An 18,111-nucleotide genomic window follows, 5' to 3' on the forward strand; every position below is an offset into this window, starting at 1 on the left:
AGGTTGCCAATCGGAGCCGAGTGGACGCTGCCAAAGCGGCGCCGTCACAGACAGCACAGCCGGCCCACGTGGCCTTTGACATCGCCAAGGCGACTGACGCACGCCGCTGTTTGGGGCTTTCTGGCGCGATGCCGCTGCGGCGTGGGGAAAGTCCATGGCCTATGAATTCATTAAGCGTACGCTTGGCAGGGCTATGTTAATCCCATCGGGGAACCACACTCGTGGGCGGTGAATCAACGCGCAAGTTGCTGGTGGTCGACGACGATCCCAACTGCCGACGCATCTTGGAGATGATGCTGAGCGGCAGTGGATATGACGTGCGGCTTGCCTGCGATGGCTGGGAAGCGCTCGAGATCGTCGTGTCCGACAAGCCGGCCATCATCGTCACCGATTGGATGATGCCGCGCATGGACGGATTGGAGTTGATTCGCAAGTTGCGGGCCGAGCTGACTTGGTATCCGTACATCCTGCTAATGAGCGGCAGACCTGATGAGCAGCCAGGACTGGACATTGGCGCCGACGAATTCCTGGCCAAGCCGATCCATGGCGAGCACCTGCTGCCGAGGCTGCGGGCCGGCGAGCGCATCGTACACCTGCAAGAGCGCTTACGGGAGCAGAACGCCGCGCTGAACCTGGCGAATCAGCAGCTAGCCGAACTGGCGACTATCGATCCGCTGAGCGGACTGCTCAATCGCCGCGCGTTTTTTGATGAATTGCGGCAAGAGTGGGCGCGGGCCGATCGCTATGAATTGCCGCTGGCCTGTCTGATGTTCGACATCGATCACTTCAAGCGGGTGAACGACACTTATGGGCATTCGGCGGGGGACAGCGTGATTGAAACCGTGGGACGCCTGATGAAAGCGGCTTTCCGCGAGAGCGACCGGATCTGCCGATACGGCGGCGAGGAGTTTTGCGCATTCTTGACGAACACCTCGCTGGAAACGGCCTGCCAGATGGCCGATCGAATCCGACTGGCGGTGGCAGCGTCCGCGCTGCCGCATCTGCCGGCCGACTTCCACTTTTCGATTAGCGTGGGAGTCGCCGAAAGGACGTGCGAAACCCGCACATATCAAGATCTTGTCGAGCATGCCGATCAGGCTCTGTTGGCGGCGAAACAAGCGGGGCGCAACCGGCTGATGCGCTTCGATGAGCTAATGCTCGCGCCAGTTGGCGGGTAGCCACGCTATTGAAGATTTCGTCGCTGGCGTCCTCGCGCCGACTCCGGCGAGCCATTTGGGTTCATCCGCCGCGAAAAACCGTGTAACATCGCAGTGCTCCAATGCGATGGCGAGCGTTTACTGACGGGCGGCGTGATGCACGGATTGACCCTGTTTCGCCTGAGTCTGGTGCGGTTCGCCGCCTCGTTCATGGTCGTGTTGACCACCGGCGTAATCAACCGAGTCTTCATTGCCGATCTTGGTTACTCGGAGGCTTGGTTCACGCTGCTGCTTTGCCTGCAGCAACTGGTGACGCCGCTGACGCTTGTTACGGGATATTGGTCGGATTCGATTCCGATCTGGGGTCGGCATCGCGCCCCGCACGCGGCTTTTTGGGCAATTGCGGCCGCGGTCGCCTTGGCGGCGATGATGATTTGCCTTCGCGGGGCCGCCGCGCGGCCGGCCTGGTCGGTGGCGCTGTTCTTGCTGGCCGCGGTGGCGATGTCGGTGTTTGGGCTGGGAGTCAAGGCGTCGAACCTGTTGATCACGGCGCTATTAGTTGATCGATTACCGGCCCGGCGAAGGGCGGGGGCGTTGACGTACGTCTGGTTCATGGCGATTGCCGGATTGGTCTTGGGCGGCCTGTGCTATGGGATACTTTTTGGCCGCGCGCCAACCATTGGATTGAGCTACTTGACCGAAGTGACCGTGGCGACCTGCGTTGGCGTGGTAGCGCTAACCTTGGTGGGACTGGTGGGCGTCGAACCGGCGGACCACCGCGCCGTGGCGGCGGCGACGCCGAGCGGCTTCTGGCGGTCGTTGCGCGCCTTGTGTCGCAATTCTCAGGCGCGGTGGTTTTTTGGATTCATGGCGCTCGCCGAGTTTTCTTTCTTCTGTCAGGACTTGATACTAGAGGTGTATGGCGGGCGCGTGTTTCAGCTTTCGGTGAGCGCAACGACGGAATACAGCTTTTACCATGGGCTGGGGACGCTCTTGGGCATGATGTTGGGCTGGACCTTGCACGAGGCGATATGGATTCGATCGCGAACCTGGCAACTGCCGCTGGCATGCGTACTAGGCGCATTGGCGTTCGCCTTCTTGGTGGGATCGGCGTTGTTGCAGGCGTCGGCCCTGGCGACCTCGGCCATATTGCTACTGGGAGTCGCCAAAGGGGGATACAACACCGCCTTAGCCGGCGCGCTGATGGATTTGATGGACCGTCGATTGGCGGGTGTGCTATTGGGGGTGTGGGGCACCACCGCCGGCATTGCGATCGCCGCTGGCATGGCAGGGGGCGGATTGCTGCGATTTGGATTTTTCGAGGCCGCGCTGGCCGCGCAGTTCACACCGGCAACCGCGCTACGGGTCTCGTTTGCTGGAGTGTTCGCAGTGGAATTGCTGGGGCTATTGATCGCGGCGCTGATGTTGTTGCGATTCCGCCCAGGGGTCTATCGCGAAGAGCTGGATCGTGAAATCGACGCACTCATGTCTGAAGGCGTGCTGGCGCGAACCTAGCCCATGGTCCAGTCGGCTGGTAATTGCGCTAACAGCCGCGGCGCTGCCGATATTGTGCATTGGAGGTTGCCGACCGCGCGTCGACACGGCCGAAGCGATACCGATCAGTTGGACTGGCGCTCCGGCGACCATCGAACGGATGGTGGCGGACTACCTAAAGACAAAGGTTGGGGCGCCAACGCTGTTGAAACCTGCGCATTACGCCAAGCCGAGTCCGTTTTTCCTGTACGAAGGGAACGACGACGCCGTGACGCTAGCCTTGAGCGCGAGGCTCGGCACGAGCTATCCGCCAGTCGATGTGTACTTCATCGACTTGTACTGGTTCAGCAGTTTTGAGCCGACGTGGTTGGAATCGTTTCAAAATCGCACGATTCCGATTGGCGACCAGAACGTGGAACTGTCGCAGGTGATTCCGGCCGATCTGCGTTCGGCCTGCGAATTGAACAATCAATTATACGCCGTGCCGCTCTCGATCCGCGGCAACTGCTTGTTCTATCGCGCGGATCTAATTCCTAGTCCGCCGCGCACCTGGGCTGAATTGGTCGCGGTGACGCGGCAAGCGCTGGCGCAAGCCGGTCCAGACGCGACATTGCGCCACGGACTTAGGTTTCACTGGAATGAGTTGCACACCGATCTCTACCCCGTGATGTGGTCGTATGGCGGCGGTCCGCCCAATTGCCTGACTGCTGGCGGCGAGTTGGACAGTCCTTTGGCTTCGGAACCGAACCTGGCGGCGCTAGCAATGTTCTATGGCCTGATTCATCACGACAAGATCACGGAACCGCTAGCACAGATCCAAGCGCGCGATCTGGAGTCGGAAAAGACGTTGTACGAGGGATTTGCGCGGGGCGAGACGCTGTTTTTGATCGATTGGTCGAATCGCGCGGCGAGAATTGAATCGGCGTTGGCGAAGTCGCCATCGGCCGCATTTGCCGCTGGTCATATCGGCATCGCGCCGATTCCACGCGCCGTAGAAACGAAGCCGGCTTATTCCACAATCGGGAGCTGGGGATGGGTGGTGTCGGCCGCGCCGCGCAGTCCGCACTCGGTTGATTTTGTAAGAGAGATGGCCACGCCGGACGCTCAGTTGTTCTTCTTTGAAAAGTATTCGGAGATTCCCATCTTCGAGCGCGCCGTGCTGGTGGGATTGCCGCAATGGCCGGCCATCGATCGCCGACTGAGCGAATACCATCGGCAGTTGCTGCAATTGGTGCATGGCGATGCCAATTCGCCCGGCGTGGTGCTGCGCAATCGGCCGGGCCGCAAAGAGATCAATCGCATCGCGCTGGCGGCCTTGCACGACGTGTTGAGCTTGCCTCCGCGCGGAGAAGCGGGGGCGCTGGATTTGGAGTCCGCCCGCGCACGGTTGGCCCGCGCCGATCTGCAAATCATTCGCCACTTCCAGCAGTTAGAGCGTCTAGGCATTGACTGCTCTTGCGATGCGGGCCCGCCAGCCCTGCATGACGCCGCGTTGGAGTCGGAGACTCCATGAATCCAACTATCGCAGAGGAGCCCGACCGGCGGAGCTTGCTGGGCAAGTTTCAGTACGCGGTGCTGTTTCAGGCGCTGCTCACTCTGGTGGTGGCCGTCGTGGCATTTGTACCGACGCTGCGGGCCCTCTCGCAGCGAGCGGAAACGCGCCGCCGCGAGGCCAGCCGCGAAGTGATCGAATCGGGCGTGAACAGTATGGCGCGGTTTGTGGCGATGGAGCTAGGCCGCGACTTCTTGCCCGACCTCTGGGCCGCGGCGAATCGGGCGAGCGGCGAGCATGCGACGGAGGAGCGCGACTCGTGGCTGGCGCTGGTGGATCGGCAGACCGAGGTGATTTCGCAGCGGGTGGCCGAGAAGATGAGCTACAACAGCGTGCTGGTCGATTTGGTGGTGGTCGTGCCGCACGACAATCCACGAAGCGACGAACCAGGAGCGATCGTGCTACCACGCGGTCATGCTGAATTGCCAACAGTGAGCGTAGGAGAGGCGATCGAATTGGCGAACCTTAAGCAGTTGACGCCGCTGGACGCCGATCAAAGCAGGCTGCGGCAAACGAGCCTGGGACGCTACATGCGCATGCGAACCGAGGGACGACCGTACAAGGCGTACCTTATGCCGATTCGTCGCGAAGGTTTTCCATACGGAATCGCCGGATTGGTAATTAACACGGAACTAATCACGGAGCAGTTCGAGAATCAATGGCGGGTGTTTTGGCGCGGATTGGAAGATTCGCTCATCATGCTGGCGGCCCTGAGCACCGCCGCGTTGGCCGGTGGCGCGGTGTTTGTCCTGGTGCTGGCGGCGCGCCTGGTGAGACCGCTAGAGGCCATGCGGTCGGCAATCGAGGGATTGCGCGGCAATGGGCGGCACATGATCGATCCGGCCGATTTGCGCGAGGCGGGGGACCGGTTGACGGCCATCGAAGCCGACCCGGCCGACGAGGTGGGAGAGTTGCGGCACGCGTTTCTTGAAATGTCGGAGAATCTGGCCGACACGCTCACGCAAAAGGCCGACGCGTTGCGCCGCCTGAAGGAAAGCTCGCGCGAACTGCAGCGCGCCGATCGACTGAAGCTGGTGGGCACGCTCACCTATGGTCTCGCGCACAACTTGAACAACGCGCTGGCGCCGATCGCCAATCTGGCCCATGCCGCCAGTTGGCGGCACCCGGACGACGAAAAGCTGAACGGCATGATGGCTCTCGTATTGTCGAATGTGGAGCGCTGCGCCGACATCGTTCGCCGCCTGCGCGATTTGACGCGGCTGGGATCGGGCGAATTGGCGCTGGTGCAAGTCGATCGCGTACTGGAAGAATCGCTCGAAATCGTCCGCCGCAACATGAGCGAGGCCGGCATCCATGTCGATCGTCAGTTCGGCGAGACTGCGGAGATTCGGGGCAATCCCGTCGAGTTATGGGAGGTGTTCACTAATTTGTTGGTCAACGCCATCGAGGCGCTCGCGGGCGTGCCGCGCGAACAGCAACGCCAAGTGACGGTTAGCACTCGACAGTTCGGCGGCGAAGTGATCGTTGAGATCGCAGATAATGGGCCGGGGATGTCGGCCGATGTGCGCGACAAGGCGCTGGAGCCTTGGTTCAGCACCAAACCCGAGGGCGAGGCGTCGGGGATCGGCCTGTGGATCACGAGCCGGATCGTGCAGGAACACCAAGGGCGAGTCGAAATCGATAGCGTCGTGGGGGGTGGGACGAAGGTGCGCGTCATCTTTCCCGTGGCGGGGGCACATCAAGCAGATGACGGAGCGCCGCGCGAAAACCGAGTCGCCGAGCAGGATTCACGATGATTACCCCAACTCACGGACTGTCGAAACCGCTGCTAATCGAACAAGGCCGCTTGTTGGTGGTGGACGACAACGTCGACTATTTGCGAACGCTGGAGTTATTGCTCGACGGCACGGGATTCGAGTGCGAGTACTACGACAATGGTCCGCTGGCGATTGAAGCGGCGCGGCGCGACGAGTTCGATGTGCTCTTGGTCGATGTGCGGATGGCGCCGCTCGACGGAGTGGAGACCGCGCGGGGCGTCAAAGCCATTCAGCCGCTGTTGGCGGTGGTGATGATGACGGGCTTTGACAAGGAGGATACGCCGCTGGAGGCGTTGCGGCTGGGGGCCGTGGACTATATCGACAAACCGATCACTAACGCCGGCGCCTTTATGCGGATGCTAGCGCAGCAGGTGCGAGCGGTGCGCAGTTCGAAAGAGCTGCGCACCACCAAGGAGCGATTGGAGACGGTGATCGAAAACGTCGATGCCGGGGTGGTGGTGCTGGACTCCGAGGGGCGGATTGAGGACATCAACCAAGCGGCGGCGGAATTGATCGCGCCCGGAGAACAGCCATTGGTCGGCCGCATGTTTCGTGAAATGTGCGGCGTGCCGGAGTTGGCGTTTCCGTTGCCCGCCGAGGGATCGGTCACCAAGACATTTGAACACTCGGCGGGTCGGCAGCGGCGGTTGTTTCAAGTAGCGGCCACTCGACTGAGTGGCGCTGCGGCGCGTCCGGCGGGGAGCGTCTTGTTGATTAAGGACCTGACAGCACTGGCGGATTCGCAAAAAGCCGAAGGCTGGCGACAGATGTCGCGAGCGATTACGCATGGCATGAAAACGCCGTTGGCCACGCTGCGGATGCGACTGGAGCGACTCCGGGCGAGGCCCGAATGCGAACCACTGAATGCGGAGATGGGCACGTTGTTGCGGGTGGTGGAAGAGTTGCACTCGCGGCTACGCGACCTGGTGGACTTTGTGAAGCTGGAGATTTCGTCTACTGAAAGCGATTTGAACGACACGGTGGCGGCGGCGATCCGGCACTTTGAGCCGCATCGCCGGGCGACGACCCGCATCGAGTTTGAGCCCGCCAGCACGCCGCTGCGATTGCCGCACTCGCAAGCGGCGATTGAGTTGGCGCTGGAGAATTTGCTGGCCAATGGGCAGGAGTCGACCAGCGACGTGGTGACGCTGCGCGTTACGTGCGCGTGGGACGCGGCGGCGCGGCAGGCGGTAGTGCAGGTGAGCGACAATGGTCCCGGCATACCGGCCGAGGCGCGCGACGACCTTTTCCGGCGGCCGGTGAACAGCACGAAAGCCGGCGGCTCGGGCTTGGGCGCCGCGCTGGTGAAGTATATTGTCGATCAACATCGCGGCAGCATGAACTGGCAAAGTCCACTGGCTGACGGACGTGGGACGCGCGTGACGCTGCGATTGTCCGTGGAATCCAGTCCGGCATAAACATCCGGTGAGGCTCGATGTCTGACACGGTGCTACTAGTCGAAGACGACGCGATGTTTCGCGAAACCGTGCGCGACGCGTTGGCCACGGCTGGCTATCTGGTGGTGGAAGCGAATGATGGAGCAGAGGGGGTCGAGCGGGTGCGCGAGCGCCGTCCCGATTTGATCCTGCTCGATTTTGACTTGCCGCGAATGATGGGGGACGAAGCGCTGGAGCAGATGCTCAAGTTGCGCCCGGGGTTGGTGTGCTACGTGTTGAGCGGCAAGGACGATTTGAACCAAGCACTGCGCATGGGACGCCGCGGCGCGTATGGTTGGATCGACAAGTATGTGGGGACCGAACGATTGCTTGCGCTGGTTGCCGAAGGAACGCAGACACGGCCGCGCGGGCTCGACTTGGCGTGGCTGGTGGCCAACTGCTACCCACAACCGGTCGCCGCTCCGTGGCTGCATTGGAAGTTGCAGGAAACGACAGCAACCGTCGTGGAACGACTGGCGGCGTCGCGTGAGTTGTTTGAAGCGTTGGTTGAGTATTTGGGCGCGGTCAGCCTAGCGCTCTATTTGAACCGTGGGCTATTGGACGACGATCTTAACGCGGCGTTTTTGGCGGCGATGGAACGAGCGGAGCCAGCAATCTGGATCGATGCGTTGGAGCTCAACGTGTCGCGATTGCTCGCCGATGCACGGCACACCTGGCAATGCGAATTGGCGAGCGCCCTATCGCATCGCCTGGCTGATTCTGAAATCGCGCAGCGCGCCGCCGAGATCATCGGGGCGCAATTAGGGCAACCCGCGGCTGGCGCTCCGAGAACGATGATCGATTTGATCCGAACGCTATCGACCTATTGGGAGCTGTGGCGGACGCCCGAACGGTTGCCAGCGACCGAGGCGCGCGATGCTGCGGCGGCGCTTGAAGCCGCGCTCGAACTGCTCATGGGCGGCTTGACGGTGCTAGCCGACGCCGAGTTGTGTTGGGTGGAGGAAACACGCCTATCGGCAGAGGGAGATTATCAGATCAGTCTGGCGGCGCTGTTGGGATCGACAACGCAGCCACGACACCTTGCGTCGGCGGCGCCGCTGAAACATGGCGAGCTGTATTTGGTGTCGCGCGTGACCGGCGAACCGCTGGGCCCCCTGGGCCCCTTGATGACTTATGGACGTTGCGATGCGGCGGGCCGCATGTCGCATGGGGTGTTCATGTTGTCGCGGTTGCCGGCGCAAGGTCGCGCCACGTATCTGTCGCACTCGTGCGGCCAATTGCGTTGGGTGGAAGATCGCGCCGTGCTCGACGCGCTACGCCGCGTGCAGGTGAGTCTCAACCCGCGCGGCGCGCGACACGCGCATCAATTGGAGGAGATCGCGGTCGGCTTGTTCGACTTATCTGGCTTTACACCGCTCACACGCGAGCATGGGCCGGCCGTGGCGCGCGAGTTGGTACGACGGATGGTGGCCGCGGTGCGCGATGCTGCCCGCGCCGAAGGTGGCACGGTCGGCGACCCGGTGGGCGACGAGGTGTTGGCCTATTTTCATAGTCCACTTGGCGCGGTGCGCGCGGCGCTGGCGCTGATGCGGTCGCTCGAAGAGTTGAACCGCCGCAGCCCACAGACGCCGCTGGTGGTGCATGTGGGCATGGACTATGGGCCGGGGATCATCGAAGATCGCGACGTGTGGGGCGACGTGATCAATCGGGCCAAGCGCTGTCAGAGCCTGGCGGGTCCGGGCGAAGTGGTGATCTCCCCGGCGCTGGCCGAGCACGCGCGCGAAGCCACCGCGGCGCTGGAGCGGATTGACGGAGAGTTGAAGGGGTTTGGCCATGCGGAGGTGTATCGCATGCAGTGGCGAATGGACGAAAGGACATCATGAGCCAGTTGGAATTTGGCGGAGAGGAACATTTTGCCGCGCCGGCCGAACGAGTGTTCGCGGTAATCACCGATCTTGACTTGCTGGCGGCGAACATCCCCGACGCGGTCAGCACCGAGCGAGTCGACTCGCGGACGTTGGCCGCCACGGTGCGTCCGGGATTTTCGTTTCTGCGCGGCACGATGAAGATGCGCATCGAGATGAGCGACATCGAACCGCCGAGTCGCGCCACCATGCGGATTGAAGGGAGCGGCATCGGCCAGGCGATTCGCGTGGAATCGACCTCGACTGTTTCGCCCGACGGCGATGGATCGCTGGTGCGCTGGCAAGCGCGGGTGGTGGAGCGGCGCGGACTGGTGGCGACGATCAGCGGGGCGCTGATCCAGGCGGCGGCGGGGCAAGTGATTCGCGACGCCTGGCAAAAGGTGCATCAACAGGTCGACGGCTGAGCGGTGGCGATTACTTCTTGCCGCGATGCTCGACCTTGGGCCAATACTTGGCGAAGTCGAACTCGGGGCTGTTGTCGTGATCGTGACAGCGCTCGCAGGTGGTTTCGATCGTGGCGCGCGTCAGCTTGAGACGCTGGCGCAATTGCTCGCGTTGGGCAAGATTCTTGAAGCCTTTGGCGTGTTCGGCCTCGACATGCGCGGCGGCCGGCCCGTGACAGTTTTCGCAGCCGTTGCCTTGCAATAGCGGCGTCTGTTCGATGCTGGCAAAGCCGGTCTCGTACGGGTAATACTCCTGCGCGTTCCAGCCGGTGGCGTGGCAGCTTATGCACTCGGGGTCGAACTGTCGCGGCGGATTGAGCTTGGCCAGCGTTTCGGTGGCGTGCGCATGCGGCGAGTTGCTCCAGATGCCGTAGGCCGTGGGGTGGCACTCGCGGCAACTTTGCGATCCGGCGTACGCGGCGAGCGGATCGCCGGGCGATTTGGCCAGCGGATGCGCTGTGGGCCGCAGACCAAGGCCCTCGAAACCTTCCAGCTCAAGCTGCGACTGGTACGCGGTCATCAGTTGCTTCATTTCGGGCGAATCGGCGAAGCGGGCGTCGAGCGGCACGCGCTGATAACGCCACGGCTTTTTGGGGTCGTCGAACATGCCCAGCACGATGGCGTACATTCCTTTGTGGCCCACATCGACCAGTAGCGTCTTGGAGCCGGCAACAGGGATCGGCATGTTCGGCGGTTCGTCGGCGCCGCCGGCGCTCACCACAATGTCGAACTGCGGAAACTGCTTGGCCAGCCGCGCCGCCTCTTCGTTGGTGGCGTGGGCCAACAGCACCATGACATCGGAGTTCGATTTCAACTCGGGGGCAATCTTGGCCAGCGCTTCGGCAGGAGGCGTGAGCTTCACTTCGTCGCTCTTGACCTGGCGCGCGAATGATTCGCCGAGCACGCTGGTCACTCCGATGCGAACGCCTGCTTCCTCGATCACGCGATAGGTCGGGATGGTGTCGCTATCGAAATCAAAGAGGCCGACATTGGCGGAGACAAAGCGGCTCTCGCCGCCCGCGTCGGCCAGATTGGCGGTGGCGGCCATCAACTCGTCGGTGGGCAATTTCAAATCGCTGGCGCCGAGCGCCACGGCCTGATAGCCAAGTTTGTTGAGCGCTTCGAGCGCGATGCCGAATTTGATGATGGTTTGCCGCCCGTAGCGATTGACCTGCCCGCCCACGTCGATCGGCAGGGTGGGCCAGCCTTTGGCGGCGAGTTGCTTGAGCAAGGTATGCCGGCGGCTGAGGCCCCCTTTTTGATTGTCGAGTCCCGCGCAGCCACACGGTTCGATGTAACCGTGCGCCAGTCCGGTGATGACAAGCGCCAGCTTGGGCTTGGTCCAATTCTGAAAGATGGCGCCGTTTTTGGCGATGGCGTCGGCGGCCTTGTTGGCGCCATACCCGCCGGCGCGATCATCGGCGTCGTTGGCGACGGTGCGCGCGGTGATTGAGAAGCGGTCCCCTTCGACCCAGGCGGCAAATCCAAACGCCGCCACGGCGCAAGCGACGGTCAGACTGATTCGCGCGAAACCGATTCGTGATGGAAAGCCAAGTTGCCTCTGCACGCGTTTCATCCCTGAATTATTTGCCCCGTGACCGTGGGCGGCTACTGCCGTTCGATGGCGAATTTCAGTTGCAGCCGCAGTTCTGGAAAGTCTGGATGCGTGGTGGACAACACCACCTCGCCAAATCCTCCGTGATTTTTTCCGAGCAGCGAAACGGGGGGCAGGTCGGCCGGAATCTCGATCGAGAGGGGCACCTGCTGCACACGACCATCGTTAAGCTCGCTGGACTCGCCTAAGCTGACTTTGATTTGCGCGGGTCGCACCTCTTGCACCTGGAACTTGACCTGTCCGGCATGTGGACCGCGGACGTGAATTTTCAGTTCGCGCTCTGCGCCAGCGCCGGAGCGTAGCAATCCCAGCGTCAGCAGCAACTCGCTCTGGTTCCAGCCGCGGCCGACCAGCGAGATATCGCCTTGGATCGAGCCATGCACCGGCAATTCGATTTCTGGACGCGACTCGATATTGGTAGCGAGGCGGATTTTCTGCCGGATCGGCCCCAGTGGCAAGCCGGGTTTCACCGTCACCGTAACTAATGCCCCGCCTTTGGGTTCGGCGGCGAAGAACGGCATTTGCTTGAGTTCGTCGGCCGTGAGCGGACGGGCAGTCACGTCGAAATAGGAGGCGGTGGCCGGGTCTTCGAACGAATGCCCTACAATCTCCAGATTGTCGAAGTTAACGCTCGTCAGGTGCACGTCGTACGACTTGGCGACGCCGGCGCTCTTTTCGAAGTTCAGCTCGCGAGGCTCGACCAGGATGGCCTGCACGATGCGGCCTTTGACCTCGAATTTCAGTTCCGAGCGGCCAGGATCGTTGGTCTTGATGGTGGCGGTTTGGCGGAACTCTGGCAGTTCGCTTTCGGCGGTCCACTCCATGGTCACTTCGGCCGATTCGCCGGGCGCCACTTGCGTCTTGTCGAGTCCGCTCACGGTGCATTTGCAACTGGTGCTTCCCTTCTCCAGCACCAGCGGGGTATCGCCTTGATTCTCTACTTTGAAGGTATGCGATAGTTTTTCTCCGCGTTCCATGGTGCCAAAGTCGAACACCAACTCTGCGGCAATCGCGCGCGGATGCGGCAACTGCGGATTGTAGTGAGGGTCGTCCTGGAGTTGCGCTGGCAGTTTTGGCGACAAGAGCCGCACGTCGCTGTAGCTTAAGCGGCGCAGATCGCCATACGAGGCGCCGACGCCGGCCAGCACGCCGAGCGCCACCAGCGAGACTATGAAGACAATGGGTCGCATCAACTGGTTCCGTGGTGGATCATTCGCGGGCGAAAGGCTGCTAGTGAGCGGCCATTGCCAGTATTCCTGTGCCTGCCGCGATGGTCAAACAACGAACATTACTCACGCCAACATCCGCTTGAGCAGATTGCGGGTGATCTGCTGCACGCGGGGGTCGGGGCCGTGGGGCGTGGTGTAGACCGAGGGGCGCACATAGCCAGGCGGCTCGCTGAGGCCGTCGCCCCACCAGATGGTCGAAGCGTTGAAGACGAGGTTGTCTTTGGGGCCGGGATACAAGGTGGCGGTGTACTGCCCCGGGGCGCGAGAGCCGCTGGTCTTGCCAGTGGCGACGATCTGGAGGCCGGGGATGTCGGCGGGGTCGCCATGCCACTCCCAGCCGACGAGGCCGGGGATGCCGTCGCCGGTCCTCATGCCGCTGTCGGCAAAGAGCCAATGCCGCTCGTCGGCACAGATCCAATCGGCGCCGCCCGTGACGGGATAGGTGCTGCGGGCGCCAATGAGCGTGGCCTCGTTGGGTCCGTTGTGCTTGAGGCGCAATAGCTCTTCAAAGCCGTTTTTGACCGTCTCCTCTTGAATCGGTCCAAACTGGCCAATGCGGCTGATGACACGGTGCGGCCGGCCATCGGCCGACGGCAAGAACGGCACGACGCCGCAGCAGGTGTTGCCCGAGAGAAAGGCGATGTTGAGCCCATCGGCGACGGCCTGCTTCAACTGATGGAACATTTCGAGCGACCAGTATTCGTCGTGGCCAACCGAGAGAAAGGTTTTGGCGCGGCGGAGGCCGGCCGGATCGGCGTGGGTGTCGGTGTTCGAGATGTAAGTGACGTCGTAACCGTTGGCTTCGAGCCAAAAGGCGACGGGGAACTCCCACAAAAGGAACTCGCCCGACCCTTGGGAGAGGGGGGCATCGAAGATCTGGCAGTACTTGCCATAGGGGCGGTCGAAGCTGACGGCGACATCGGGGCCCCAGTACCAGTTTTCCTTGCCGTCGTCATAGAGCGAGTAGTTGTCTGGCCAGCGGTTGTAGGCGCTCCAGGTGTTGTCGGAGCATTGAAAAATGATGTCGGCGGGGCGATCGTCGCGCACGATGAACACGACATAGCTTTGCAGCCCTTCGCGCTCGGCGGTGAGCTTGCCCAGGTAGACGCCGCTGGGCCAATCGGCCGGGATGGTCAGCTTGGCGCAAGGCTCCCAGACGCACTCGCGCAGGCGATCTTTGCCGACCGGAGGATCTGGCTGCACACTGCCGGCGAAGGGGCCGAGACGCTCCAGATGCCGCGCTCCGTCCCCGCCGTAGTGGCCGAGGCGGTACAGGTCGATCACGAACGGGCTGGCCGGATTGGTGCTGACCATGAACGAGAGTTCTTCGCCGGCGCGGAGCGAGGTGCGCGAGACGAAACCCTCGATCCAAGGGCAGCGATACTTGGTGGCCGGATCGATGCGGGTGTTTTGCAACATCCAGTCGCGCGTGCCAGGGCGGGCGTTTTCGGCGCGAATGAGTTCCGACTGGCGCGGAGGGGGCGACTCGGCGCGGGCCAAGGGCCACTGGGCCACCAGCGCGGCGGCCCCGGCGGCGGAGGCGCCTTTGAGCAACCGGCGACGATCGAATCCGGGATCGGGGGTCATGCGTTGCGGTTCTGTAGGGGGATGCAGCGGCGCGCGGAACGAGCCAGTCGGTCGTTAGGCAAAGCTACCAAACGGCTGGCCCAAAAAGCAAAAGATTTGGTGGGGCCGGCTGGCCTCGTCGCATGAGCTACAGACGAATTGCGCTCGAAATACGAAAACAGGGGGTGGACTCCGAAAACCCCCTCTCCGAAAACGAATGCGAACCGCGATTCTATTTATGTAAATCATTGTTATTAAATAACTTACAAACACAAACAACAGGCCAGGTTGGTCGATGGGTTTTCGGAGTTTTCGGAATTGAGTGTCAAAACACGCGCGCAATTCGCACGATGCGACAATGGGCGGCAAATCGCCATAATGTTTAATTCCACAACATGTTAGCGAATTTGATTACGCAGCAGGCGAACGGGGGTTTTCGGAGTTGTCGGAGTGGGGGTAGTGGCTAGGAAAGAAGGAAGAAGGGAACCGCAGAGGCGCGGAGACGCTGAGGGGGAATAGTGGAGAGTGGCAAGTGGTTAGTGGTCAGGAGGGATGAAAGAACCTCTACCTGGGATGGCGCTACGCTGATCCCAGGCTACGGTGATAGTGGCCTTCGGCCAATGCCCGCGCAAAAGTGACCCGTGGCCGCAGCCTTTGGTGCCTGCTACGCGGGGGCGAGACGGAAGAATTGGCTCATGGCACAGCACTAGGGACATTAGTTCATCGCCCGGCCAGAAGGGACAACGACCATGACCGCGACCCCAGTGTTACGCACGATTGGCGCCATTGTCGCCGCGGTGGCGACCGTGCTGGTGTTGTTGATCGCGGTCGAACTGTTCAGCGCGATTGCGCATCCCACGCCGCCGGGCTTTGGCGGGACTCAGGAGGAAATGTGCGCCCATGTGGCGAACTACCCGAATTGGGCGCTGGCCGCTGCCGTGCCGATGTGGGGAGCGACGGCGCTGGTGGGGGTCTGGATCGCGGGGCGACTTGGCAATCGCGGCAGCGCGATTTTCATTGCCGTGTTGCTGCTGGCGGCGTTGGCGTTCAATCTCTGGATGCTGCCGTATCCGCCGTGGTTCAAGATCGTGCAGCCGATCGCGGTCTTGATCGGCATTGCGTGCGGGTATCGGTGGTCGAGGCGCAGAGGGAATGAGTTGGAAGAACGTGGTTAGTGCTCAGTGGCGAGTGGTTAGTGGTCAGGAGGGAAGAAACAAACGCAAGACGCAATGGCGCGAAGGGAGGAGGAAAGTAAGACGTAAGCCCCCCTCACCGCGACCTGCGGTCGCTGCCTCTCCCCCTGCTACGCGGGGGCGAGGCGGAAGTGGGGAGCCGCGCGGGTGGAGATTCGCACGTGGCTTCTCACGAGCGGCGCCCGTGGCATACGAAGAGAGCAGGTGAGTACTTCGATCACTTGCCACTAACCACTGCGGCACGTTACGACGTGATGCCTTTGGTCAGGGCCATGAAGGCGGTTTCGAGGTTCAGCTCTTCCTCGCGGAACAGGTTCAGCCGGTAGCCGGCCTGCACCAGGAGCGTGGGTAGTTCGCTATAGTCTTCCACGCCATCGGCGAGCGTCACTTCCAGCTTGCCGCCCGACGCCGTCACACTGGCCACGGCGGGGTGATCTTCCAAGAGTCGCGCGGCGCCGTCGCTATTTCCGGCCAAGCCGATGTGCAGCACCACCTGCCGGCGAACGCGGCGCATCACCTCGTCGACATCGGCGTTCACGATCAGTTCTCCCCGCTCGATGATGCCGATCTTGTTGCAGACATCGGCCAGCTCAGGCAGGATGTGGCTGGACACCATGATGGTTTTGCCCATCTTGCGCAGTTCTTTGAGGAGGCCGCGAATTTCAATGCGGGCGCGGGGGTCGAGGCCGCTGGCGGGTTCGTCGAGCAAGAGCACCTGCGGATCATGCAGCAGCACGCGGGCCAGACCGAGGCGCTGCGTCATGCCGCGCGAAAGGCTGGTGACCAGCGCGTCGCGCTTGTAGGTGAGGTCGACCAGTTGGAGCACCTCGTCGCAGATCTTTTTGCGCTGCGGTCCCCCAATGCGATACGCCGCCGCGAAGAACTCGAGATACTCGATCACCTTCATGTCGTCGTACACGCCGAAGAAGTCGGGCATGTAGCCAATGACGCGGCGAATTTCCTTGGGGTGGGTGTAGATCGAATGCCCACAGACATAAGCCTCGCCGACGGTGGGGTTGAGCAGGGTGGCGAGGATGCGCATGGTGGTGGTCTTGCCGGCGCCGTTGGGGCCGATGAAGCCGAAGACGTCTCCCTTGTCGAGCTTGAGATTGAGATTCTTGAGCGCGTAGAGATCGCCGTAGACTTTGGTGAGTTCGCGAGTTTCGATCACGGCGGAGGCACCCTTGTTGCTGGCTTGCGCGACGCGAGGTTAACCGCTGCGCGTTGACATCGAATGTTGCTGGACCTGCCACAGGTTGGCCGAGGCGCGGCTGCGGCCGGGAAATTCAGGGTTGCGACCTAACCGGCCGCGCGCGGTTTGACGGGGAGCAGAAAGCGATAAATGGAGACACGTTTATTGTTGGGGTTGTCAGGCGTTTTGCCGTTGAGCACCAAGGGGCCAAGCGGCTGTTGCACACGGCCAACGAGGATGGCCTGGTTCATTTGCAGGTGATCGCTGAGGTCGAGAAAGCGGTGATAGTAGTTGGCGCGGTGGGCGTAGTTTTCACCGCCGCTGGCCTTGTGAAACATCATCTGCTCGATGATCGACGGCAGATCGCGGCTAGTGACATCCCAGGGAGTGATCTCGGTGGGGTCGCCGGTCGACCCGCGGCGGGCATTGAGTTCCGCCGCCAGGGGCAAGCGGTCTACGCGCTGGATGGCGAATGACTCGCCCGGCTCCAGCTTGCCGACATGAAAGGCGACGCCGCGCCAAGCGAGTAGACAATCGGTGAGGTTGTGATCGAGCCGAGAGATGATCTTGCCATCCAGCTCATCGGCGAAGCCGGCTTGCAGGTCGGCCTCGATGGCGGTGGCCAGTTCGGCGCTGGCGACCGACCAGCGCGCGGCGAAGCCCTTGGTCGACCAGACCTGGATCGGCACGCCGCTGAGCGCGTCGAGCGTGGGGGAGAACTGGTACGCCCGTGAGAACATGGGGGGATCGGCGGTGGTTTGGTTCATGCCGCCAAAACCGGCGCCGGGCAGGCCCATCCAGGCGACCAGACGATCGGCCGGGGCGAGCGCGCCGGGCGCCGCAGGGGCGACGGTGACATCGTAGTTTTGCACCTGCGGGCTGAAGATATTGATCCAGGCGGCGCCGCGAAGTTGCGCTTGCGGCTGGTCGGAGGCGATGGAGCCGGTGAGGTCGAAGTCGACCACTTCCACCTGATTGACCAACAGCGCGTCGCCCTTCATGCGAAACGCCATGAGATAGGCGGCGCCGGAGACCGCCAGCACGATGGCGGGGAAAGTGAACCAGGTGTACTCCATCCGCTTGAAGACGTTTTTTACGAGGAAGTAATCGACCGGTCCGATGAGCACGATATAGCCGATGATGAGCAGCGCCACGAGCCAAAACGGCGCGGTCTGCACGCCGGTGAACTCATCGAGGCCCGCGCGTAGCTGACCCGAGAGGTCGTCGAAGCCCATGGGGTTTTGCTGCTGGGCGGGGTTGGCGTTGGCGGAGACGGTGGGAAAACCGAGTAGCTTGGCGACGAGGCGATCTCGCTGCGACCAGTTGGCAAGCGGCGGTTGATCGAGATCGAGCGCGACAAAGACGACTTCGCCAAAGCCGAGCGGCGAACGAATCACCAGCGGCAGGTCGTCGCCGACTTGCGCCTCGACTCGACCGCGCGGGTCGGCAATTTGCGCGGCGGGTAGACGACCATCGCCGCCGCGCGAGCGGGCAGGCTCTGGCAGCGGCTCGGTCGCGGAGATGAAGGTCTCCAGCGAGCGGCTGGGGCGCGCGAGCGTGGCGCCGGCGT

The 18,111-nt window shown here is 62.3% G+C and carries 13 protein-coding genes; 8 read left to right on the forward strand and 5 right to left on the reverse strand.

The window, feature by feature from the left end; translation table 11 throughout:
* The first annotated feature begins 221 nt into the window (after positions 1 to 221).
* From K1X71_04065 to K1X71_04095, 7 genes are all read left to right on the forward strand, one after another.
* Positions 222 to 1,178 carry a diguanylate cyclase gene (locus K1X71_04065; protein MBX7072300.1) on the forward strand — a complete coding sequence of 319 codons (957 nt, stop codon included), beginning with the start codon at positions 222 to 224 and terminating at the stop codon, positions 1,176 to 1,178.
* 93 nt (positions 1,179 to 1,271) lie between these two features.
* Complete coding sequence (locus K1X71_04070) at positions 1,272 to 2,672, forward strand: MFS transporter (protein ID MBX7072301.1); 1,401 nt, start codon at positions 1,272 to 1,274, stop codon at positions 2,670 to 2,672.
* Entirely contained in the window at positions 2,626 to 4,164 is a 1,539-nt protein-coding gene (locus tag K1X71_04075) for an extracellular solute-binding protein (protein MBX7072302.1), read from the forward strand. The genes K1X71_04070 and K1X71_04075 overlap by 47 nt, the downstream gene beginning before the upstream one ends.
* Positions 4,161 to 5,960: a HAMP domain-containing histidine kinase gene (locus tag K1X71_04080; protein MBX7072303.1), complete on the forward strand. Its 1,800-nt coding sequence runs from the start codon at positions 4,161 to 4,163 to the stop codon at positions 5,958 to 5,960. The genes K1X71_04075 and K1X71_04080 overlap by 4 nt, the downstream gene beginning before the upstream one ends.
* Positions 5,957 to 7,399 (forward strand): response regulator, encoded by a 1,443-nt coding sequence (locus K1X71_04085; protein ID MBX7072304.1) that lies wholly within the window; start codon positions 5,957 to 5,959, stop codon positions 7,397 to 7,399. The genes K1X71_04080 and K1X71_04085 overlap by 4 nt, the downstream gene beginning before the upstream one ends.
* Before the next feature lie 17 nt (positions 7,400 to 7,416).
* Entirely contained in the window at positions 7,417 to 9,261 is a 1,845-nt protein-coding gene (locus K1X71_04090) for an adenylate/guanylate cyclase domain-containing response regulator (protein ID MBX7072305.1), read from the forward strand.
* On the forward strand, positions 9,258 to 9,707 hold the full coding sequence (locus K1X71_04095) for an SRPBCC family protein (protein ID MBX7072306.1): 450 nt from the start codon (positions 9,258 to 9,260) through the stop codon (positions 9,705 to 9,707). The genes K1X71_04090 and K1X71_04095 overlap by 4 nt, the downstream gene beginning before the upstream one ends.
* Before the next feature lie 10 nt (positions 9,708 to 9,717).
* Here K1X71_04095 and K1X71_04100 read toward each other — a convergent pair whose 3' ends face one another.
* The 3 genes from K1X71_04100 to K1X71_04110 form a co-directional block, all read right to left on the reverse strand.
* Complete coding sequence (locus K1X71_04100; GenBank protein MBX7072307.1) at positions 9,718 to 11,313, reverse strand: hypothetical protein; 1,596 nt, start codon at positions 11,311 to 11,313, stop codon at positions 9,718 to 9,720.
* Positions 11,314 to 11,354: 41 nt separating this feature from the next.
* Positions 11,355 to 12,551 carry a DUF1573 domain-containing protein gene (locus K1X71_04105; protein ID MBX7072308.1) on the reverse strand — a complete coding sequence of 399 codons (1,197 nt, stop codon included), beginning with the start codon at positions 12,549 to 12,551 and terminating at the stop codon, positions 11,355 to 11,357.
* Between the two features lie 102 nt (positions 12,552 to 12,653).
* Positions 12,654 to 14,177 (reverse strand): hypothetical protein, encoded by a 1,524-nt coding sequence (locus tag K1X71_04110; GenBank protein MBX7072309.1) that lies wholly within the window; start codon positions 14,175 to 14,177, stop codon positions 12,654 to 12,656.
* A gap of 728 nt (positions 14,178 to 14,905) precedes the next feature.
* Here K1X71_04110 and K1X71_04115 point away from each other — a divergent pair.
* Positions 14,906 to 15,331: a hypothetical protein gene (locus K1X71_04115; protein MBX7072310.1), complete on the forward strand. Its 426-nt coding sequence runs from the start codon at positions 14,906 to 14,908 to the stop codon at positions 15,329 to 15,331.
* Positions 15,332 to 15,593: 262 nt separating this feature from the next.
* Here the strand turns inward: K1X71_04115 and K1X71_04120 are convergent, their stop codons facing one another.
* Positions 15,594 to 16,520, reverse strand: coding sequence for an ABC transporter ATP-binding protein (locus K1X71_04120; GenBank protein MBX7072311.1), 927 nt, complete (start codon positions 16,518 to 16,520; stop codon positions 15,594 to 15,596).
* A 128-nt stretch (positions 16,521 to 16,648) separates the two neighbouring features.
* The coding region (locus tag K1X71_04125) for a hypothetical protein (GenBank protein MBX7072312.1) at positions 16,649 to 18,111 on the reverse strand (1,463 nt) is incomplete at its 5' end.

Source organism: Pirellulales bacterium (assembly GCA_019694455.1).
GTDB lineage: Bacteria > Planctomycetota > Planctomycetia > Pirellulales > JAEUIK01 > JAIBBY01.